This window comes from Anaeromyxobacter dehalogenans 2CP-C (genome assembly GCF_000013385.1).
Classification (GTDB): domain Bacteria; phylum Myxococcota; class Myxococcia; order Myxococcales; family Anaeromyxobacteraceae; genus Anaeromyxobacter; species Anaeromyxobacter dehalogenans_B.
On the sequence record NC_007760.1, the window covers coordinates 1,123,220 to 1,143,294 of the forward strand.

16 protein-coding genes are annotated in these 20,075 nt (G+C 77.0%); 11 read left to right on the forward strand and 5 right to left on the reverse strand.

Annotated elements, in window-relative coordinates:
• Positions 1-8: 8 nt before the first annotated feature.
• From ADEH_RS05000 to ADEH_RS05015, 4 genes are all read left to right on the forward strand, one after another.
• Complete coding sequence (locus tag ADEH_RS05000; protein ID WP_041453328.1) at positions 9-1,247, forward strand: multidrug effflux MFS transporter; 1,239 nt, start codon at positions 9-11, stop codon at positions 1,245-1,247.
• A gap of 95 nt (positions 1,248-1,342) precedes the next feature.
• Positions 1,343-2,278, forward strand: a complete 936-nt coding sequence (locus ADEH_RS05005; RefSeq protein ID WP_011420035.1) for a LysR family transcriptional regulator — start codon at positions 1,343-1,345, stop codon at positions 2,276-2,278.
• Positions 2,279-2,444: 166 nt separating this feature from the next.
• Positions 2,445-3,407, forward strand: a complete 963-nt coding sequence (locus tag ADEH_RS05010) for a hypothetical protein (RefSeq protein ID WP_011420036.1) — start codon at positions 2,445-2,447, stop codon at positions 3,405-3,407.
• A 54-nt stretch (positions 3,408-3,461) separates the two neighbouring features.
• Positions 3,462-5,429 (forward strand): APC family permease, encoded by a 1,968-nt coding sequence (locus ADEH_RS05015; RefSeq protein ID WP_011420037.1) that lies wholly within the window; start codon positions 3,462-3,464, stop codon positions 5,427-5,429.
• A gap of 39 nt (positions 5,430-5,468) precedes the next feature.
• Here ADEH_RS05015 and ADEH_RS05020 read toward each other — a convergent pair whose 3' ends face one another.
• Genes ADEH_RS05020 through ADEH_RS05030 form a run of 3 tightly spaced genes read right to left on the reverse strand, consistent with a single transcriptional unit; the run spans position 5,469 to position 9,049 of the window.
• Entirely contained in the window at positions 5,469-6,161 is a 693-nt protein-coding gene (locus ADEH_RS05020; protein ID WP_011420038.1) for a hypothetical protein, read from the reverse strand.
• Between the two features lie 3 nt (positions 6,162-6,164).
• Positions 6,165-7,580 carry an alkaline phosphatase gene (locus tag ADEH_RS05025; protein ID WP_011420039.1) on the reverse strand — a complete coding sequence of 472 codons (1,416 nt, stop codon included), beginning with the start codon at positions 7,578-7,580 and terminating at the stop codon, positions 6,165-6,167.
• Positions 7,581-7,606: 26 nt separating this feature from the next.
• A complete protein-coding gene (locus ADEH_RS05030) occupies positions 7,607-9,049 on the reverse strand; it encodes an alkaline phosphatase (RefSeq protein ID WP_011420040.1) in 1,443 nt (480 codons plus the stop codon).
• A 218-nt stretch (positions 9,050-9,267) separates the two neighbouring features.
• Here ADEH_RS05030 and ADEH_RS05035 point away from each other — a divergent pair, with 218 nt between their 5' ends.
• The 5 genes from ADEH_RS05035 to ADEH_RS05055 all read left to right on the forward strand — a co-directional run bounded on the left by ADEH_RS05035 (position 9,268) and on the right by ADEH_RS05055 (position 13,470).
• On the forward strand, positions 9,268-10,506 hold the full coding sequence (locus ADEH_RS05035) for a sensor histidine kinase (protein ID WP_157061339.1): 1,239 nt from the start codon (positions 9,268-9,270) through the stop codon (positions 10,504-10,506).
• Positions 10,503-10,922 carry a response regulator gene (locus ADEH_RS05040; protein ID WP_011420042.1) on the forward strand — a complete coding sequence of 140 codons (420 nt, stop codon included), beginning with the start codon at positions 10,503-10,505 and terminating at the stop codon, positions 10,920-10,922. The genes ADEH_RS05035 and ADEH_RS05040 overlap by 4 nt, the downstream gene beginning before the upstream one ends.
• Before the next feature lie 53 nt (positions 10,923-10,975).
• A complete protein-coding gene (locus ADEH_RS05045; protein ID WP_011420043.1) occupies positions 10,976-12,445 on the forward strand; it encodes a M48 family metalloprotease in 1,470 nt (489 codons plus the stop codon).
• Positions 12,446-12,550: 105 nt separating this feature from the next.
• The gene (locus ADEH_RS05050; protein ID WP_011420044.1) at positions 12,551-12,856 is read left to right on the forward strand and encodes a ubiquitin carboxyl-terminal hydrolase 14; all 306 of its coding nucleotides are present in this window, start codon (positions 12,551-12,553) and stop codon (positions 12,854-12,856) included.
• A gap of 206 nt (positions 12,857-13,062) precedes the next feature.
• On the forward strand, positions 13,063-13,470 hold the full coding sequence (locus ADEH_RS05055; protein ID WP_011420045.1) for a hypothetical protein: 408 nt from the start codon (positions 13,063-13,065) through the stop codon (positions 13,468-13,470).
• A 136-nt stretch (positions 13,471-13,606) separates the two neighbouring features.
• On the opposite strand, the gene ADEH_RS05060 is transcribed toward ADEH_RS05055, so the two are convergent.
• The gene (locus tag ADEH_RS05060) at positions 13,607-13,810 is read right to left on the reverse strand and encodes a cold-shock protein (protein WP_011420046.1); all 204 of its coding nucleotides are present in this window, start codon (positions 13,808-13,810) and stop codon (positions 13,607-13,609) included.
• Positions 13,811-14,075: 265 nt separating this feature from the next.
• Here ADEH_RS05060 and ADEH_RS05065 point away from each other — a divergent pair, with 265 nt between their 5' ends.
• Together ADEH_RS05065 and ADEH_RS05070 are read left to right on the forward strand one after the other, a co-directional pair.
• The gene (locus ADEH_RS05065; RefSeq protein WP_011420047.1) at positions 14,076-14,999 is read left to right on the forward strand and encodes a metallophosphoesterase family protein; all 924 of its coding nucleotides are present in this window, start codon (positions 14,076-14,078) and stop codon (positions 14,997-14,999) included.
• Positions 14,996-17,698, forward strand: a complete 2,703-nt coding sequence (locus ADEH_RS05070; RefSeq protein WP_011420048.1) for a phospholipase D-like domain-containing protein — start codon at positions 14,996-14,998, stop codon at positions 17,696-17,698. The genes ADEH_RS05065 and ADEH_RS05070 overlap by 4 nt, the downstream gene beginning before the upstream one ends.
• A 27-nt stretch (positions 17,699-17,725) precedes the next feature.
• Here ADEH_RS05070 and ADEH_RS05075 read toward each other — a convergent pair whose 3' ends face one another.
• A complete protein-coding gene (locus tag ADEH_RS05075) occupies positions 17,726-20,008 on the reverse strand; it encodes a hypothetical protein (RefSeq protein WP_011420049.1) in 2,283 nt (760 codons plus the stop codon).
• Positions 20,009-20,075 lie beyond the last annotated feature (67 nt).

Here is a 20,075-nt window from a genome sequence, read left to right on the forward strand (position 1 = left end):
CCCGCTCCATGCCACGCCTCGTGCCCGCCACCGCCCGCACCCACGGGCGGCTCGCCGTCCTGCTCGCCGCGCTGTCGGCGCTCGGCCCGTTCTCGACCGACGCGTACCTCCCCTCGTTCCCGGAGATCGGCCGCGTGTTCGGCGCGCCGGCGGTGCTGGTGCAGCAGACGCTCACGGCCTACATGGTGCCGTTCTCGGTGATGACGCTCTGGCAGGGCGCCATCTCCGACGCGCTGGGCCGGCGCCGGGTGACGCTGGTGATGCTGGCGCTGTTCGCGCTCGCCTCCGTCGGCTGCATGCTCTCCTGGCGCGTCGAGGCGCTGGTCGCGTTCCGGGCGCTGCAGGGCGCGACCGCCGGGGCGGGCATGGTCATCGGCCGCGCGGTGGTGCGCGACCTGCTCGACGGCGCCGAGGCGCGCCGCCTGATGAGCCGCATCGCGCTGGTGTTCGCGATCGCCCCGGCGCTCGGGCCGGTGGTGGGCGGCTGGCTGCACGTGTGGCTGGGCTGGCGCGCGGTGTTCGGGTTCCTGGCGCTGTTCTCGGCGGCCCTGTGCGCCTGGTGCTGGCGCGCGCTGCCCGAGACGCTGCCCCCGGCGCAGCGGCGGCCGCTCCAGGTCCGCTCCATGCTGCGCGGCTACCGCGAGGTGCTCTCGAACCGCGCGTTCCTCGCGCTGGTGGCGGGCGTCACCTGCAGCTTCTCGGCGGTGTTCCTGTACATCGTGGCCGCGCCGGTGTTCCTGCTCCGCCACCTCGGCGTCGGCGAGACCGGCTTCCTCTGGCTGTTCGGCCCGATCAGCGGCGGCATGATGATCGGCAACTGGGCGTCCGGCGCGCTCGCGGGGCGCATGACCAACCAGCGCACCGTGGCCTGGGGGTTCGGCGCGATGGCGGTCGCCGCCCTCGCGAACGTCCTGTTCCACGCGCTGCACGCGCCCGCCCTGCCGTGGAGCGTGCTGCCGCTCGTCGGCTACGTGCTCGGCACCTCGCTGGCGATGCCCTCGCTCACGCTCATGGCGCTCGACCTGTTCCCGGAGCGGCGCGGGATGGCGTCCTCCTGCCAGGCGTTCATGCAGACCGCGGGCAACGCCCTGGTGGCGGCGGCGCTCGCGCCGCTGCTGTGGGGCTCGGCGCGGACGCTCTCGCTGGGGATGGCCGGCGGCCTCGCGGTGGGCGCGCTCGCGTTCGCCGCCTACGCCGCGATCCGCCCGCGTGAACCCGCGCGGGAGCCCGGGCGGCGGGCGGCCTGACCGAGCCGTCCGGGCCCGCGCCGTGCTATGCCTCCGCCGCGCGGCCGCTCCGGCGTCCGCGCCGCCCGGCCGGGACGAGGGGCGGGGAGGGTGCGATGGCGAGGAACCCGCGCGCGGTGGACCCGGTGCGCGCCGCGATGGCGCGGTCGGGCCCGCTCGACTGGGGAAACCTGCTGTTCTTCCTCGAGCTGTCCCGCAGCGGCAGCCTCGCGCGCGCGGCGAAGCGGCTCGGGGTGGACCGCAACACCGTCGGCCGCCGCGTGGCCGCGCTGGAGGACGAGCTCGGCCTGCCGCTCTTCGAGCGCGGGCCGCAGGGCTGGGCCTGCACCGCTGCGGGCGAGGAGCTGGCGGCGCTCGCCTCGCGCGTGGAGGAGGACGTCCTCGCCATCGCGCGGCACGCCGACGCGCGCGACCGGACGCCGGCCGGCACCGTGCGGCTCACCACCTCGGTGCCGGTCGCCAGCCACCTGCTCGCCCCGGCGGTGCCGTCGCTCCGCGCGCGCCATCCCCGGCTGCTCCTGGACGTGTCGGCGGACTTCCGGAACTACGACCTCACCCGGCGCGAGGCGGACCTGGCGCTCCGGCTCGGCCGCCCCAGCGACGCCGGCCTGGTCGCGCGGAAGGTCGCGTCGGTCGCGTACGGCTTCTACGGCTCCCCCGCGTTCGCCGAGGAGCGGCGCGGCCGGATGGACCTGGCGCGCGACCCTGTGCTCGCGTACGAGGGCGCGACCTCGCCGCAGGAGCGGTGGATGGACGACCTCGCGCCGGCCCGCCTCGTCCCGTTCCGCTGCAACACCAGCCTGGCGCTCGCCGCGGCCGCGCGCACCGGGCTCGGCGCGGCGGTGCTGCCGTGCTTCGTCGCCGACGGCGACCCGGCGCTCGTCCGGCTCGACGGCCCGGAGCCGCCCTCGTACGACCTGTGGCTCCTCGTGCACGGCGACCTGCGCCGCGTCCCGCGGGTGCGGGCCGTGATCGAGTGGGTGGACGGCGTGGTGGACGAGGCGCGCGACCTGCTCGCCGGCGCGCGCTGACCCGTCCGCGCGCGCCCGCCCGCACGCCTGGCTGGCGCGCAGCGGCGCGGCGCCGAGGGGGGAGGGGCTGGCCGCGGACCCCGGCGGCAGCGTACAACTGCCTGGCAGCAACATCGCGCCGACCTCCGTTCGCGTCGAACGGTCGCCCTCGCGAAGAGGAGCGACCATGGACGATCTGTCGGCGGGGACGCTGGTGCGGCATGCGACGCTGGGCCTCGGGCGCGTGGTGGCGCTCGAGCCGACGGCGGTGCACGTGTTCTTCCCCGGGGGGGAGTCCCGCTTCGCCGCGAAGCTCCGGCTGCCCGACGCGCGGCGCCTGCTCAGCCTCGAGGCGGCGGGGCACGATCCCTGGCTCGAGGGGCTCACGACGTTCGCGCTCGACGCCGACACGCGGCGGTACGCGCTCGCGGCCACCTGGATCACGCACGAGCAGGCGGTCGCGCAGTTCACGGCCGCGTGGCCCGGGGGCTTCTCCGGCGAGGCGTACCTCGCGCCGGGCGGCCGCGCCGGCGCCTGGCGCGCCGCCGGCGCGGAGATGGAGGCCGCGTTCGGAGGCGGCGCGGCCGCGGCGCTGCTGGCGGACGCCGACCACCGCGCCCTGGTCGAGCGCGCCCTGCGCGTGCTCCGGAAGGCCGCCGCCGCCCCCGGCACCGTGGACCTCGAGGAGGCCGAGGCGGCGCTCGCCGACGAGGCGACCGCGCTCCCGTTCTTCGAGGCGCTGCTCGCGGTGCTCGCGGTGCCCTCACCGGCGCGCGCGCGGTTCGAGCGCCTGTTCGCCGCGGCCGGCGCGCTGGGCGACGGCGCCGTGGCGTGGCAGCTCGCGACCGCGTTCCCGTTCGCCGCTTCCCCGGCGAAGCAGGTGTTCCTGTCGCCGCGGATCGCCTCGGCCGCCGCGGACCGGCTCGGCTTCGACCTGCGCCTCGACGCGGCGCCGGCGTGGAGCGCCTACGCGGCGCTGCGGACGTTCTCCGAGGGGCTGCTCGAGCGCCTCCGGCCGCTCGGGGCGCGCGACCTCGTGGACGTGGAGTCGTTCCTGCACGCGGTCGCGACGACGCGGCGCCCCGGCGCGGCGGCCGGCCGGTCGAGGGCGGCGCGCCCGTCCGCCGCGCGGCCCAAGAAGGCGCGCTGAGGCGCCCGGCGGCGCGGCGCGCTCGGGCGCGGGCGCCGTGCGCAACGTCGAGAGGTGCGCCGGCTCCGGCACGCCGTCCTCGGCACCGATCGCGACCTGTCGGATCCTCGGGTGCTCGACCGCGTCACGGTCGGCGTCCTCGCCGCCTGGATCGCGATGGGGGGCGACCTCCTCGGCTCCTGCGTGTACGGGCCCGACGTGCTCGGCCGCGCCAGCGGCGGGCACCGGGGCGTGCTGGTGGTCGCGGGCCTGGCCACGCTGGCGACCCTGGGGATCCTCGCGCTCGCCTACACGCGGATGGTCGTGCACTTCCCGCACGGCGGGGGCGGCTACACGGCCGCGCGGCACGCCGCGGGCGAGCGGGCGGCCCTCGTGTCGGGCGTGGCGCTGGTGCTCGACGCCGGGCTCAACGTCGCGGTGTCCGTCGTCGCCTGCGTCGAGGCCGCCGCGGCGGTGCTCCCGGCGGGCTGGGCGGCGGCGCGGCTGCCGGCCTCGCTCGCGCTCGTGGCGCTGCTCGCGGTCGCGAACCTTCGCGGGGTGAAGGAGTCGGTGGCGCTCCTCGCCCCCATCCTGCTCGCGTTCGTCGGCTCGCACGTGCTGGTGCTCGGGGCGGCGCTCGTCCAGCGGGCGGGCGCGATCCCGGAGGCCGTCGCGGCGGTGCCGGGCGAGCTCTCGCGGCTCGCCGGCGAGCGCGGCGCGGCCGGCGCGCTCGGGACCGTGGTGCGGGCCTACGCGCTCGGCGGGGCCATCTACACCGGGCTCGAGTCGATCTCGAACGGCGTCCCCATCCTGCGCGAGCCCAAGGTCCGCACCGCGCGGCGGACCATGCTGCTCCTCGCCGGCGTGCCGGCGCTGCTCATCGCCGTGATCCTGGCCGGCTACCTGGCCTTCGACGTCCGGCCGGCGCCCGGCACGCCCATGAACGCGGCGCTGTTCGAGCGGGTCGCGGCGGGCCTGGGCGGCGGGGCCGCCGGCCGGCTGGCGGTCGCGATCCCGCTGCTCGCCGAGGCCGCGCTCCTGCTCCTGGCGGCGCAGACCGGGTTCGTGGACGGGCCGCGGATCCTGGGCGCGCTCGCCACCGACCGCTACCTCCCGCGGCGCCTCTCGCGGCTGAACGGCCGGCTGGTGCCCGCGCCGGGGGTGCTGCTGGTGGCGATCGTCGCGACGTCCGCGACGGCGCTCACGCGCGCCGAGCTCGAGCCGCTCCTGGCGGTGTTCGTGACGAGCGTGTTCGTCACGTTCGGCATCAGCCAGTGGGCCATGCTCCGCCACGCGCTCCGCCGCCGGCTGCTGCGCGCCCCGTGGCGGGCGGACGGCGCGCTGCACGGGGTGGCGCTCGCGCTCTGCGCGGTGATCCTGGCCGGCACCGCCGCGAGCTGGCGCGCCGGCGCCGCGGTGACGCTGCTGCTCGTCGCGGCGGGCGCCGCGCTCGCGCTCGCCATCCGGCGCCGCTACGACGCGGTGGCGCGAGCGGCGGAGACGGCCGCCGCCCGGGCGGCGCCGGCGCTGCCCCCGGCGCCGCGGCCGTCGGCCGCGCTGAGCCCGGGCGCGCTCATCGCCCGGGAGGCGCCCATCGCCGTGCTGGTGCTGGGCGAGCGCACCGCGCTCGCGCGGGTGGCGCTGGCGTGGCTGGGACGGCTCTCGGCCGGCCTGGGCGGGGTGATCCTGGCCGGCGCGTCGCTGGTGGACGCGGACGCGGTGCAGGGCGAGGAGCGGCTCCGCGAGCGCGAGCGCGAGCGGCGGCGCGAGCTCGAGGCCGTCGCCGAGGAGGTGCGGCGCGCCGGGGTGCCGGTCGCGGTCGCCCTGCGCCGCGGCGCCGATCTGCTCGAGACCACCGCCGCGCTGGTGGCCGAGCTCATGCGGGAGCGGCCTGCGCCGAGCGTGGTGGTCGGGTTCCGCTCGGAGCCCGACGGCGCGGCGGTGGATCCGCTGCTGCGCGAGGACTTCGCCGTGCGGCTGCAGGCGCGGCTGCAGCGCGAGGGGATCCCGATGGTCGTCGTGTCGGTGCCGCTCGAGGCGTGACGCGCCGGCCGTCCACGGCCGGGCGGCCGGCGCGCCGCGTCAGTCGAGCACGTCGGTGTACTCCTTCGCTGCCCACCCGGTGACCGCCGTCCACGGCGGGGGCGAGGGGGCGCGGACGCGCTCGGCGACCGACGTCCTCACGATCGCCCCGCCCGCGCTGCGGCTCTCCACCCGCCGCGGATACTCCCCCACGACGTCCCACAGGACGTGGGTCGTCCCCCCGCCGGTGCGCCGCTCGTACCAGCGCGCGCCCCTGGGGGCGGGCCGCGCGGACGGGGTCATGGCCGCGAGCGCCCGCGCCGTGATGAAGCGCGTGGACGTCTCCCAGTCGCCCTCGAAGCCCACCGCGGCGCGGTCGGGCTCCGGGACCTCCAGCACCAGCTTCCGGTAGGGCACCACCAGGCGCAGCCGGATGCCCTGGCCCACGGGCGTGATCCAGCGCGCCGCGGTGGCGAGATCCTCGTGGGCGTGCCCCTCGTGGCCTGCGGCGCCGTGGGGCGCGGCGGCGTGCGCGTCGTGCGGCAGCACCCGCTCGATCCAGACGAGGTCGGCCCGCCGGTGCACCCGCTCGCGGAACGCGGTGGTGCGGGTGACGCCGTCGGCGCCGTGCGAGACCACGGTGTGGCGGACCTCGAGGTCGAGCGGGGGCGGGGTGGCGGCGACGCCGGCCGCGGGCAGGGCCGCGGCCGACGCCACCAGGATCGCGAGGGTGCGGGCGGCGATCCGGCGCATCGCCTACAGCCCCATCGCCGCGCGCACCAGCCCGAACACGCGCGTGTTGTCGATCGTCCCCTTGAACCCGGCGCTGCCGGCGCCCTTCGCGAACAGCATCACGTCGCCGCCGCCGTGCGTCTCGGAGCCGGGGGTGCCGAGCTGGACGCCCACGTCCTGCAGGTAGTCGGGGGCGGTGGTGTCGGCCAGGCTGGGGTCGGCGCGGTCGGCGGTCCGGGGCGTGCCGCCGTTGCCGAACACCAGCGTGGTGTACGGCCGGCCGTCGGCGGCGAGCGCCGGGACGGGCGCGCCGGTCACCGTGGTCTGCTTGAGGTCGGTGGAGAGGCCGAGCACCGGGTTGCCGCGGTGCGCGTACCCGTTGAACGCGAGCGTGTGGTCGTGGTCGGCGGTGACCACGACGAGCGTGTCCGCCGGGTCCACCAGCGTGAGCGCCCGCGCGATGGCGTCGTCGAACGCCACGGTGTCCTCGAGCGCGCGCCGCGCGTTCGTCCCGTGGAGCGCGTGGTCGATGCGGCCGCCCTCGACCATCAGGAAGAAGCCGTCGCCGTCCTTCCGGAGGACGCGGATCGCCTTCTCGGTCATGTCGGCGAGGCTGGGCTCGTCGGCCGCCGCCGCGACGCGGTCCAGCTCGTAGGACAGGTGATCGCGGTTGAACAGCCCGAGCAGGCGGGTGGTGGCGGCGGGATCCACGGCGGCGAGCGCGCTGCCGGTGGTCACGTACGTGTAGCCGGCCCCGGTGAACAGCGCGGTGAGGTCGGTCGCGTCGGTCCGCTTGCTGCCGGTGGTGGTGCTCGGGACGAAGTGCCGCCAGCCGCCGCCGAGCAGCACGTCCACGCCGGCGCCGAGCGCGGGGTTGAAGCGCGGGTGCCCCGGGGTGACCTGCTCCGCGATGGTGTTCTCGCCGTCGCGGTGGCAGAGGTGCGCGAACGTCGCGGCCGGGGTCGCGTGGGTGACGCGCGTGGTGGTCACCGCGCCGACCGCCTTGCCGGCGGCCTTGGCGAGCTCGAGCAGCGTGGTCACGGGCGTGCCGTTCCCCGTCTCGGGGCAGGTGGAGCTCGCGCCGGAGACGTACGCGGCCGGCGGGGTGACCGACAGGTCGGCCGCGGAGGTCTCCGCCGACATCGAGACCACCTCGTTGTTCATCTTCACGCCCGTCATGTACGCCGACATGGACGGCGCGCTGTCGGTGGTCTGGGCGTTCGCGGAGAAGGTCTTCACCCGGGCCGTGCGGCCGAGGCCGTCGATGGCCAGGGCGCCGGCCTCGCCGTGCGCGAAGATGCGGGCCGCGGTGACGGTGGTGGGGCCCATCCCGTCGCCGAGGAAGAAGATGACGTTCTTGGCCGGGCCGGCGGCGAGGGCGTCGCCGGCGGCGAGCGCGAGCGCGAGCGCGAGCGCCGCGATGAGGTTGCGTGCGTGCATTGGGGATGTCTCCTGGAGGACGGCGGCTAGAGGCCCGCGGCCTGGCGGACCAGCGTGAAGACGGCGGTGTTGTCCATGACCCCGGTGAAGCGCTCCGCGCCGAGGCCGGCCGCGCCGATGAACACGTCGGTGCCGCCGTGGGTCTCGCCGCCGGCGGGCATGGGGACGGCGGCCTCCTGGTGGTAGGTGCTCGCGGAGACGGTCGCGTCGTCGAGCGCGGTGCGCGTGGCCGGGCGGCTCTCGCCGTTCCCGAAGCCGATCACCGTGTACGGGAGCCCGCCCACGTCCGGGTCGGGCGCGCCGGTGAGCACGTTGCGGACGAGGCCCAGGACGCCCGGGGCCGCGGCGGTGGTGGGGCCCGTCCGCCGCGCGTAGCCGTTCAGGACGAGCGTGTGGTCGTGGTCGGCGGTGACCACCACCAGCGTGTTCCTCAGCCCGGGATCGACCTGCTGCATGCGCGCGAGCGCGGCGGCGATGGCCTGGTCGAACGCCACCGTGTCCTGCAGCGCCTTCCTCGCGGTGGTCTCGTGGAGCGCGTGGTCGATGCGCCCGCCCTCGACCATCAGGAAGAAGCCCCTCGGGTTGCGCGTGAGCACGTCGAGCGCCTTCCCGGTCATCTCGGCGAGGCTGGGCTGCGCGGCCGGATCGCGGTCGAGGTCGTAGGCCATGTGGCTCCCCGTGAAGAGGCCCAGGAGCCGGCCGCCGGCCGGCGTCGCGGCGTCCAGCTCGGCCCTGGTCGAGGCGTAGGCCCAGCCCGCCGCCCTGAGCTCGGCGACGAGGTCGCGGCCGTCGGTGCGCGCGCCGCCCTGGGCGGCGGGGAGGAAGTGCCGGCGGCCGCCGCCCAGCACCACGTCCACCCCCGACCCGAGCGCCGCGTTGAAGCCGGCGCCGCCCGGGACGAGCTGCGCGGCGATGGTGTTCTCGGCGTCGCGGTGGCAGACGTGCGCGTAGGTCGCGGCCGGGGTGGCGTGGGTCACGCGGGTGGTGGTCACGACCCCGGTGGCGCGGCCGGCCGCCTTCGCGAGCTCGAGCAGCGTGGTCACCGGCGCGCCGTTGCCGGTGGGCGGGCACGCGCTGTCCGCGCCGGAGAGGTAGTCGCCCCCGGCGGCGTCGAACGCGCGCGTGTCGGGGGACATCGAGATGACCTCGTTGTTCGTCTTCACGCCCGTCATGTACGCGGCCATGGACGGCGCGCTGTCGGTGACCTGCGCGTCGTTCGAGTAGGTCTTGACGAAGCCGGTCTCCGGCAGCCCGTCGATGGTGAGCGCACCGTCCTCGCCGACCGAGTAGATGCGCGCGGCGGTGAGCGTCGTCATGCCCATGCCGTCGCCGAGGAAGAAGAGGACGTTGCGCGGCGGCGCGGGGCGCGGGCTCGACGACGCGTCCGACGAGCAGCCGCCGAGCGCGAGCGCGCCCGCGGCGAGCGCGGCGAGCGCGCGGTGGGAGGGGGAGCCGGGTGAGGATTGCATGCGAAGGACCGTCCTTTGCGTGGAGTGGGAGGAGCCGGGTATAGGCCTCGCCGCGTGGCGATCCGGTGCCGCGCGCGTGAGCTTCTCGCGCTGCGCCCAGCCGGGACGATCAGGGCGAAGGCGTGCCCGGAATCGTCACCCGGGTGACGCGCGCCGGTCACCGCCCCTGCGCAGCATGCTACCGAGCTCGCGGCATCCCGCCGCGCCGAGGAGCCGACGTGCACGGCAACGCCCATCCGCCCCCGACGTCCGTCGCCGCCGCGGCCGCGCGCCCCGGCGGCGCTCGCGAGGCGCGCCTCGCCGACGTCCTCACCGGCGACGCCCGGGTCTCGCCGGAGGAGCGGGTGGAGCGCGTGGCGGAGCGGTTCTTCGCCGAGCCCACGCTGGAGGCGGTGGCGCTGGTGGAGCCGGAGGGCGGTCGCCCCGCGGGGCTGCTCACCCGCGGGCGCCTCCTCGTGAAGCTCGCCCGCAACTTCGGTCACGAGCTGTACGCGAAGAAGCCGGTGACGCGGATCGCCGACCTCGCCCCGCTGGTGCTGCCGCACGACACCCCGCTGCCGGCCGCGGTCGAGCGGGCGCTGGCGCGCGACGCGGGCTCGGTCTACGACGAGGTCCTCGCGGTGGACGCGGTGGGCAGGTACGTGGGCCACGCCGCGGTCCGCGAGCTGGCGCGCGAGCAGGGCGCCGCGCTGGAGCGGAGCGCCGCCGAGCGCGAGGCCGCGCTGGCGCGGGCGCGCGATCTCGAGGAGGTGGACCGCCTCCGGGCGCGCTTCCTCGCCCACGCCACGCACGAGCTGCGCTCGCCGGTGAACGCGATCGTGGCCCTGGCGGAGCTCCTGCGGATGTCCTGCGCGCGCGGGAGCCTCGGCGACGTCGAGGCCCGCCTGCCGCTCCTGGTCCGCTCCGCCGACGCGCTGCGCGCGACCGTCAACGAGCTGCTCGACCTCTCCAGGCTGCAGGCCGGCCGGATGGAGGTCACGATCGCGCCGGCCGACCTCGGCGCGCTCGTCGCCGAGGTGGCCGCGACCGTCCGGCTCCTCGCGGGCGCGAGGCCGATCGAGATCCGCGCCGACGCGACGCCGGGCCTGGTGCTCGAGACCGACGGCCCCAAGGTCCGGCGCATCCTGCTCAACCTGGGCGCGAACGCGGCCAAGTTCACCTCGGCCGGCAGCATCCGGCTCGGCGCCGCCCCGGACGGCCGGGGCGGCGCGGTGCTGACGGTGGCCGACACCGGCTGCGGCATCGACGACGCCGACCTGCCGCGGCTGTTCGTGCCGTTCACCCAGCTCGAGGACGCCACCACGCGCACGCACGAGGGCACCGGCCTGGGCCTCGCCATCACCCGCTCGCTCGCGACGCTGCTCGGCGGGAGCGTCTCGGTCGCGAGCCGGCGGGGCGAGGGCACCACCTTCACCGTCCGGCTCCCCGCCGGATCACCGAGGAGCGACACCGCATGAGCGCGGCACCGAAGATCCTGGTCGTCGATGACGACGCCACCCACCTGCTCCTGACCCGCGAGCTCCTCGAGGCCGAGGGCTACGAGGTGCAGGTCCACCAGTCCGCGTTCGGCGCGACCGAGCGCATCATCCAGCACGCGCCGGACCTCGTGCTCATGGACGTGAACATGCCGGCGCTCTCGGGGGAGGGGCTGGTCGGCGTGCTCCGCCGCCGCGAGTGGACGCGCGACGTGCGCGTGCTCCTCCACTCCTCGAACGACGAGCACGCGCTGCGCGCCTCGGCGGAGCGGCTCGGGATCGACGGCTACGTGCCGAAGGGCGACCCGGCGCTGCTCCGGCGGCGCGTCGCCGAGGCGCTGCGCGGCCGCCCGCCCGGCGGCCCGGCGGCTCGTCGGGACGCCGGCAGGGGTCGGTGACTACCGTGTAGTCCGCGGGGCGCGAACGGCGGCCTCGCGGAGGGGGAACCGCCATGCGGCGTGCCATCGCCCTGGCGCGACGCCCCGGCGCGAGGGCCGCGTGGGCGGCGCTGGTCCTCGCCGCGGCGTGCGCCCGCAACCCGGCCACCGGCGAGCGGCAGCTCTCGCTGGTGTCCAGGGACCAGGAGATCGCGCTCGGGAAGCAGGCCGCCGAGCAGGTCCGGCAGACCATGGGGCGCTACGACGACCCGGAGCTCCAGGCCTACGTCGAGCGGGTCGGGATGCGCATCGCGAAGGGATCCGAGCGGCCCGACCTGCCCTGGAGCTTCACCGTCGTGGACGATCCGGCCGTGAACGCGTTCGCGCTGCCGGGCGGGCCGGTGTTCGTGACCCGCGGCCTGCTCACCTACCTCACCTCGGAGGCGGAGCTGGCCGCGGTCCTCGGCCACGAGATCGGCCACATCACGGCGCGCCACTCGGTCGAGCAGCTCTCCAAGGCGCAGCTGGCGCAGGTGGGGCTCGGCGTCGGCATGGTGGTGAGCGAGGACCTCCGCCGCTTCGGCCAGGTGGCGGGCGCGGGGATGCAGCTCCTGTTCCTCAAGTTCGGGCGCGACGACGAGCGCCAGGCCGACGCGCTCGGCTTCCGCTACATGGTCGAGCAGCGGTACGACCCGCGCCAGATGGCGGCGGTGTTCCGCACGCTGGAGGCGGTGTCCGCGCGCGGGGGCGGCGGCCGGGTGCCGGGCTGGCTCTCCACCCACCCGGACCCGGGCGACCGCGCCGAGACCGCGGCGAGGCGCGCGGCGAAGGTCGAGGCTCCGGACCGGATGGAGGTGGACCGCGAGCAGTACCTGGCGAAGGTGGACGACGTGGTGTTCGGCGAGGATCCGCGGCAGGGCTACCTGAAGGGCAGCACCTTCGTGCACCCGCAGCTCGGCTTCCAGCTCACGCTGCCGCAGGGGTGGAAGGCGCAGAACACGGCCGCGGCGCTCGTCGCGGTCAGCCCTCGGCAGGACGCCGCGCTGCAGCTCTCCGCCGCCGGGAAGTCGTCGCCGGAGGAGGCGGTCCAGAAGTTCTTCTCGCAAGAGGGCATCCGCGCGGTGCAGGCGCCGCCGCCCGCCGTGCCGCCCGGCGGCGCGGCGCGCTGGTTCGAGGCCGCCACCGAGCAGGGGAACGTGGGCGGGGTGGTCGCGTTCGTGCCGGCGGGCGGCACCACGCTGCAGATCGTGGAGTACGCGCCCGCGGAGCGGCTCCAGGGCGAGGCGGACACGTTCCAGCGCGTGCTCGCGAGCTTCGGGCCGGTGACCGATCCTGCCGCGCGCGCGGTGCAGCCGGCCCGGCTCGACGTGGTGAAGGTGCCGCGCGACATGTCGCTCGCCGACTTCGCGCGGGAGTTCTCCTCGACCGCGCCGCCCGAGGTGCTGGCGGCCCTGAACGGCGTCGCGCCCGGGGGGACGCTGCGCGCGGGCCAGACGGCGAAGCGGGTGGTCGGGGGCAGCCCGGAGCTGGTGTCCGGGCGCTGAGCGGCGGGCCCGGGCGGACGCGTCCTGCGAGGGCCTTGATCCGGCGCGGCCGTCGCGGCAACGGAGCGGCGGCGCCCGGAGCGCGCGGCGCGAGAGGAGCGAGCCATGTGCGAGCACCTGGAGGCGGCGGAAGGGCGGCGGGCGGCCGTGCGGCCGCGCACGCAGGGCTGCGAGGAGTGCCTCGCGTCCGGCGACCGCTGGGTCCAGCTCCGGCTCTGCCTCACCTGTGGCCACGTCGGCTGCTGCGACAGCTCGCCGAACCGGCACGCCACGCGGCACTTCCACGAGACCGAACACCCGGTGGTGCGCTCGTTCGAGCCGGGGGCGGACTGGGCCTGGTGCTACGTTGACGAGGAGATGGCCCACGGCGTGCGCGCGTTCCCGGCGGAGTCGCCGGGCGGGCACCCCTGACGCGAGGGGTGCGCGGTCCCCCTCGCGTCGCCTCGTCGCCACCCGCGGGTGCGATCGAGCTCCCGGTCGGCGCGCCGCCCGTCCGCCCGGCCCCTTCCGTTGCCGCCGCGACCGGCCGTCCGCAGGCTCAAGGGTGCTCCGGGCAGCCGCCGGGGGGAGCGCCATCCGCGTCCCCGCCGTCGCGTCGGGACGGAAGGAGACGGGGTATGCCGGAGAAGGGGACGGAGCGGCGGGCGAAGGCGGCCCTGCGCCACGGGAAGAAGCCCAGCACGGCCGCGGGCGAGTACGTGCGCGAGGAGATCGAGCACGTGCGCCGCGGCAAGCACGGCGCGCGCTCCACCAAGCAGGCCATCGCGATCGGGCTCTCGAAGGCGCGGCGGGCGGGCATCCCGCTGAAGCCGCCGAAGCAGGGCCAGGCCTCGAGGCGGACCCGCCGCTCGGCCGAGGCGGCCTACGAGGTCGGGCAGCGGAAGCGGAAGGCGCGGGCACCCTCGCGCCGGCGGAGCGCCGCGTCGCGGGGCGCGCTGAAGCGGGAGGGCAAGTCCGCCGCGTCCCGGCGCGCGCTCTCGTCCCAGGCGCGGCGCTCGGCGGCCCGGCGCAAGTCGCGGCGCTGAAGGCACGTGAACGCATCCCCGTCGCCGAGGCGGCAGATCCGGGGATCGGTTCACGCGCCCTGATCGCGTCCCCGGAAACGAAGAAGCCCGGCCGAAGGGCCGGGCTTCTCGCGTCGACGGAGCGACGGATGCGCGGTTAGATCGCGCGGACGTTCGCCGCCTGCAGGCCCTTCGGGCCACGCGTCACGTCGAACTCGACCTTCTGCCCCTCGGCGAGCGTGCGGAAGCCGTCGGCCTGGATGGCAGTGTGGTGGCAGAACACGTCGTCCCCGCCGCCGTCCTGCGTGATGAAGCCGAAGCCCTTCGCATCGTTGAACCACTTCACGGTACCGGTAGCCATTACTGTGTAGACTCGTTTCTTCTCATTGTTCGCGAGCGGTGGAGAACCGCCCGGTCCCGGCCCGGAGTTGGGTTGGGGAGTGGCGTGTGTACTCTTTATCCTGGGTAAAGTCGAGCCCCTTTTCGCGCGCGAGGCCCGAGCCCCCGTGCTGGGGGGGGTGCGCCGCGGCGCGCCCAGCACGTCCCGTCGCATCCCCGGCCGAGATCCGGCGTGTCCCTCCACCCCCGGCTGGAAGCGGGCGGCGCGCTGCGGGAGGCTGGTGGCGGTGCTCCGGATCGCCCACCTCTCCGACCTGCACGTGCTCTCGCCCCGCGGGACCGAGTGGCGGCGCATCCTCTTCAACAAGCGCATCACCGGCTACGTGAACCTGGTCCGGCAGCGCGGACGCGTGTACCGGCGCGAGTACCTCGCCGCGGTGCTCGCGGCGGCCGCGGCGCACGCCGACCACGTGGTGGTGACCGGCGACATCACCAACCTCGCCCTGGAGCGCGAGCTGGAGGAGGCGCGCGCGCTGCTGGACGGCGTGGCGCGCGCGGTCGAGGTGACGGTGGTCCCGGGGAACCACGACGTCTACCTCCCGTCGATCCAGGACGGGCGCCGCTTCCCGCACCACTTCGGCCCGTTCCTGCGCGGCGACCTCCCCGACCTGGCCCGCGACCTCGCGGCCGGCCCCTTCCCCTGCGTGAAGCTGCGCGGCCCTGCGGCCATCATCGGCCTCTCCAGCGCGGTGCCGCGCCCGCCGTTCGTGGCGAGCGGCCGCCTCGGCGAGGCGCAGCTCGAGGCGCTCGAGGCCGTGCTCGCCCACCCCGAGGTGGCGCGGCGCACGCCGGTGGTGCTCGTGCACCACCCGCCGGTTGACGGCCGGATCCGGGCGCTGCAGCTCCGCGACGGGCTGGTGGACGCGGACCGGCTGCGCGCGGTGCTCTCGCGGCTCGGCCGCGGGCTGGTGCTGTTCGGGCACCTGCACGCGCGGGTGCGCTGGCGGCTGCCCACCGCCACCGGCGCGCTCCAGGTCGTCGGCGCGAGCGGCGCGGCGCTCGACCACCCGCACCCGCGGGTCCGCGCCGGCTTCAACGCGTACGAGCTCCGGGACGACGGGAGCCTGGCCGCGGTCGAGGCGCACGTGCTCGCGCCCGACGGGCGCTCGGTGGAGCGCGTGCCGCTGCCGGAGGCGGAGGCGGGCGCATGAGGTACCGCCGCGTGCTCGCGCTGGTGGAGCAGGGCGCCGACGCCGGCCCGGCGCTCGGGGCCGTCCGCGCGCTCGCGCCGGAGGCGGAGTCGCTGGGCGTGGTGGCGTGCCCGCCGCTGCGGCCGCGCCCGTGGCTGCCGGGGGCGGCCGCGCCGGCGCCGGCCGGCGTCGCGGAGGCCGGGTGGCTCGAGCGCTTGCGGCAGGACGCGGCGCCGCTCGCGCCGCGGCTGGCGATCGGCGCGGTGCCCGATCTCGATCCCGCCGCGCTCGCGGCGCTCGCGGACGACCGCGAGGTGGACCTGGTCGTCGCGGGGCCGCTCCCGGCGGCGGGCGGCGCCGCCCTGTCCGCGCTGCGCCGCCTCCGGCCGGTCGCGGTCGCCTGGATCCCGCCGGCGGCCGCTGCGGCCGCCGCGCGGGCCGGCGGGCCGGCGCGGGAGCTGCTCTGCGTCGCGCCCGGCGAGCGCGCCCGCGCGGCGCTGGCGGGCTTCCTGCGCGACCACGGGGATCCGGGCCAGCGCGTCACCCTCCTGTCGCTCGCGGCGCCGTCGCGGGGCGAGGTCGCCGTCGCGCTGGAGGTCGCCGGCATCCGCGCACCGGTCGAGCTGGCCGGCGGCTTCGGCGCGGGGACGTGGCGCACGCTCGAGGCCGTCGCGCGGGAGCGCCGGCTGGACCTGGTGGTCCTCTCGCGCTGCCCCGGGGCGCTGCTGCGCGGCGCGCCCTGGCCGGCGCCGCTGCTGGTGCTGCCGCCGGCCGTGCCGACCCGGTCGGTGCTCCGCCGGCCGCTGGACGTGCCGGACCTCCTGGACGGCGGCGGCCCCGTCCGGCTGCGCGTCGGCTACGCCTACGGCATCGGGCGCAACCCGCCCGTCGAGGACCAGGAGCTGGCGCTCGTGGCGGACGGCCGCGTGGTCGCGCGCGTGCGCACGCGCGGCGGCGAGGCGGAGCTGCCCGCGGGGCTGGCCGCCGGCTCGCTCGGCGTGTTCCGCGCGCGCGACGCCGGGGGCCTCGACCCCGTCGCCGCGGTGGAGCGCCAGGTCGCGGTGATCCGCCCGGGCGCGCTGCCGCTGCTGCCCTTCGACGCCGAGCTCGGCCCGGAGGACCTCGCGGTCCTCGCCGGCCTGGACGGCGCCGAGCCGCTCGCGGTGCGGCTGCGCCCGACCCGGAGCTGCCACCTCGTGCGCGAGCGGCTGTGCGCCGCCGGCCTCGCGCCGCGCGTGGTGGACGCGAGCGCCGTCCTCGACGAGGGCGAGGCGGCCGACGTGGGCGAGGCGCACGACGCGGTGCGCCTGGCGCGGGTGGGCGGCCGCCTGCGGGCGGCCGGCTTCCCGGTCGCGGCGATCGTGCACCGCGGCCCGCACCCCCCCGCCGCGATCGGGTTCGACGCGCTGGAGGCGCACCAGCTCGCCGGGCGCGCCTGGCGCGCGCCGCCGCCCGCGCCGCGGCCCGCCTCGCTCGACGCGCGGCTCGACGCGGCGACGGCCGCGCCCGCGATCGAGGGGAACCGCGTCGAGCTCGAGCTCGAGAACGCCACCGCCCGCCGCTGGCTGCTCGAGGCGATCCGCGGCGCGCGCCGGACGCTCCACCTCCAGGTGTACCTCGCCACCGACGACGGCGTCGGCCGGCGGGTCGAGGCCGCGCTCGCCGGCGCCGGGCGCCGCGGCGTGACGGTGCGGGTGCTGGTGGACTCGCTGCACGGCCTGCACGGCTCCTTCGGCCTGCAGAACCCGCTGCTCTCGCGCCTCGCGGCCCGCCCCGGCGTCGAGGTGCGGGTCTCGCGCCCGGTGGCGGCGGTGCCGAGCGTCGAGGACCTGAAGCAGCGCGACCACCGCAAGCTGGTGGTGGCCGACGGCGAGGTCGCGCTGGTGGGCGGGCGGAACCTCGCGCACGAGTACTACACCGGGTTCGACGAGGTCCGGGTCGGGCCGCGGACGCCGTGGCGCGAGGTGCCGTGGCTGGACGGCGGGGCGCGGGTGCGCGGGCCGGCGGTCGCCGCGGTGGAGCGCGCCTTCCTGGAGGCGTGGACCGGCGCGGGCGGCGCGCCCTTCGACGTGACGGAGCCCGGCGCGGCCGGCGCGCAGCGGGTGCGGGTGGTGGTGCACCGGGGGCTGCGGGACGCGAGCACGCTGGAGGCGTACCTGGCGCTGGTCGAGAGCGCGCGGCACCGCCTGCTCGCGGTGAACGGGTTCCCGCTGCTCCTCGAGCTGGAGCACGCGCTCGCGCGCGCGCTGCGCCGCGGCGTCCGGGTGCAGGTGCTGTTCGGAGAGGTCACGCCCACGCACGGCGGCGAGCCGTTCGAGGGGCCCTGGGCGACGGCGCGCACCGCGGCCACCTGGCTGGTCCACTCGCGCATCGACGCGCTGGTGGCGGCGGGGGCCGAGGCGTGGCTGCTCGCCGTCCGCGACGTGCCGGGCTGGTCGCCGGAGCTCGGGCTGGTGCGCCCCCACGTGCACGCGAAGGCGATGATCGCCGACGGGCGCGCCTGCGCGGTGGGGAGCGCCAACCTGGACGTCACCGCGAGCTACTGGGAGGACGAGCTGCTGCTCGTCGTCGAGGACGAGGCCGCCGCCGGCGCGTTCGAGGCGCGCGTCCAGGCGCTCCTCGCCGGCTCGACGCGCGTGGACCGCGCCGACCCCGCCTGGCAGCGGCGCGTGCGCGCGCGCGACTGGGCGCGGCACTGGCCGGGGATCCTGTCGATCTGATGACGGCGGCGCGCCGGTGCGGGCGCGCTACGGCGCGTAGTGGTAGCCCACGTCCACCGCGCCGGCGTCCGGGACGCCGTCGGTCCGGGTGGTGCGGCCGGCCAGGTCGCTCGCGGCGCCCGTGCCGGCGTCCACCGCAGGGCTGGTGGCGGCCTGGCCCGCGGCCAGCTGCGAGAGGTAGTAGCTGCCGCGCGGCCCGGCGGTGAACAGCGGATCGGCGATCATCGTGAAGCCCGCGGGCGGGGTCCAGGCCGGGTCGGCGTTCGAGAACAGGTTGCCCTCGAAGGCGAGCTCCGTCGGGATGGAGGGCTCGAGGCGCAGCTGGACCGGCGGCAGGCCGGGCAGGGACTGATCGACGAAGACGCTGTCCTGTACGACGACCGACTGCGCGCGCTCCACCATGACGCCGCCGACGACGTCGAGCGGGCCCTGGCTGCCGATGAACGTCGAGCTGCGGATCGTCGCCGAGGAGCCGCCCAGCACGGCGACCTGCCCACCCGAGCCGGTGTTGCCCACGAACAGCCCGTTCACGATCGTCGCCCGCGTGCCGTACGAGTAGACGTCGATGGCGCCGCCGTTCCCGAGCAGGCCGGTGTGGTTGTGGTGGAACTCGCAGTCGCGGATCAGCGGGCCGACCGCCGGGAAGTCGGGGCCGGACGGGGTCGCGAACACCGAGATGGCCCCCGCGCAGCGGTTCGCGACGTTGTCGTGGAACACCACGCGCTCGATCACCGGCGCGGCCAGGAAGAGCATCGCGCCGGCCCCGTCGTTGTAGAAGTCGCTGTACGGCAGCGCCGTCTGCGAGATCTCGGGGCGCAGCTCCGGCGTGAAGCCGCCCGGGAACAGCTCGTCCGGAAGCGCGCGGCCGCCGGTGATGGTCAGGTTCTCGAGCCGCGTGCTCGCGTCGATGCCCTGGTCGAAGAAGACGACGTGCAGGACCCGCCCCTGGCCGTCGAGCACCACCTGCTCCGGCGACGCGCCGGTTCCGCGTACCACCACGCCGTTCTTCTCCGCCCGGAACACCAGGAACGCCTCCGCGGTCGCGGCCGGCGAGTAGGTGCCGGGATTCACGTACACCGTGGTGCCCGGGGTCGCCGCGCCGATGGCGTCCGGGATCGAGCCTCCCGGAGCGACGTCGATGCCCAAGGTGATCGTCTTCGTCGTGCTCGCGCTGACGCCGAGCGCGTTGGTCACCGTCAGCGTGAAGGTCGTCGGCGCGGTGATGGGGCGGGTCGTCGCCGCGATCCCGCTCTGCACCGCGCCCACCGCCTGATCGATCGTGGCGGTGCCCCCGGCGCCTGCTGCGAAATCGGCGACGAGCGTCGCAGACACGCCCGGGGGTACGTGATCGGGGACCGTGAACGAGCGGATCACGGGCACCGGGTAGACCGTGACGGTCGCCGAGCGCGCCACGGTCTGGCCCCCCTCGCCTGTCACCGTGAGCGTGTACGTGCGCGTCGCGTCGGGGGTCTCGGTCAGCGTGCCGGACGAGCCGGGGAGGGCGGTTCCGTCGATCGAGCCCGTGCCGTTCGCGAAGGCGTACTCGAGGCGGGTGGCCCCGCCGGCCGTGATCTGCGCCGGAACGGCCGCGAACGCGCTGATCGTCGGGCCGGGCGGCGGAGGCGGCGTCGTGGTCACGGTGAGCGTCGCCTCCGCGCTGGCGATCGTTCCGGCCGCGCTCGTCGCGACCGCGCGAACGCGGAGGCCGTCGTCCAGCGCGGTGACCCCGCGCCGCGTGAGCACGCCCGTGGTGGCCCCCGCGACGTCGGCCCACGCGCCGCCCGGCGCGGCGGACTGCCACTGCAGCGCCGGCGCAGGGTCGCCGTCGAACGCGGCCTCGAACGTGGCGTCCCCGCCGGCGAGGACCGCGACGCCGGTCGGGGAGGCGAGCAGGTGCAGCCAGCTCACGCGAAGCGAGGCCTCGCGGCTGGTGCGAACGCCAGCGTCGTTCCGCGCCCGGACCCGGTAACGCGCGCCGCCGTCGGCCGCGGCGAGCGGGGCGGTGGTGTACGCCGGTCCGGTCGCGCCCGGGAGCTCGGCCCAGTCGGTCGAGCCCGGCGCGCTGCGCTCCCACTGCAGCTCGGGCGCGGGGTTGCCCTCGACCCCGGCTGCGAAGGTGGCCCGCTCGCCCTCGCGCGCCTCTTGATCGGACGGCTGGGTGAGGAACGCGGGCGCGGTGAGGACGGGCGGGACGTCCCCGGATCGCGGCGAGCCGCCGCCAGCGCTGCACGCCACCGTCACGATCAGCGCGGCGATCGCGGCGGCTCTTGCGTGCGCCGAGGCGGCGCGGATCGGGATCCGGCTGGACACGGTCCCCCCAGGGAGAAGCGGCGATTCTAGGCGCCGACGCGCCGCGCGGACAGGGGGTCCGCGCGGC

Coding starts and splice junctions, on each gene's coding strand:
- ADEH_RS05000 (WP_041453328.1), top strand. CDS start 9: ATGCCACGCCTCGTGCCCGCCACCGCCCGCACCCACGGGCGGCTCGCC.
- ADEH_RS05005 (WP_011420035.1), top strand. CDS start 1,343: ATGGCGAGGAACCCGCGCGCGGTGGACCCGGTGCGCGCCGCGATGGCG.
- ADEH_RS05010 (WP_011420036.1), top strand. CDS start 2,445: ATGGACGATCTGTCGGCGGGGACGCTGGTGCGGCATGCGACGCTGGGC.
- ADEH_RS05020 (WP_011420038.1), bottom strand. CDS start 6,161: ATGCGCCGGATCGCCGCCCGCACCCTCGCGATCCTGGTGGCGTCGGCC.
- ADEH_RS05025 (WP_011420039.1), bottom strand. CDS start 7,580: ATGCACGCACGCAACCTCATCGCGGCGCTCGCGCTCGCGCTCGCGCTC.
- ADEH_RS05030 (WP_011420040.1), bottom strand. CDS start 9,049: ATGCAATCCTCACCCGGCTCCCCCTCCCACCGCGCGCTCGCCGCGCTC.
- ADEH_RS05040 (WP_011420042.1), top strand. CDS start 10,503: ATGAGCGCGGCACCGAAGATCCTGGTCGTCGATGACGACGCCACCCAC.
- ADEH_RS05045 (WP_011420043.1), top strand. CDS start 10,976: ATGCGGCGTGCCATCGCCCTGGCGCGACGCCCCGGCGCGAGGGCCGCG.
- ADEH_RS05050 (WP_011420044.1), top strand. CDS start 12,551: ATGTGCGAGCACCTGGAGGCGGCGGAAGGGCGGCGGGCGGCCGTGCGG.
- ADEH_RS05055 (WP_011420045.1), top strand. CDS start 13,063: ATGCCGGAGAAGGGGACGGAGCGGCGGGCGAAGGCGGCCCTGCGCCAC.
- ADEH_RS05060 (WP_011420046.1), bottom strand. CDS start 13,810: ATGGCTACCGGTACCGTGAAGTGGTTCAACGATGCGAAGGGCTTCGGC.
- ADEH_RS05070 (WP_011420048.1), top strand. CDS start 14,996: ATGAGGTACCGCCGCGTGCTCGCGCTGGTGGAGCAGGGCGCCGACGCC.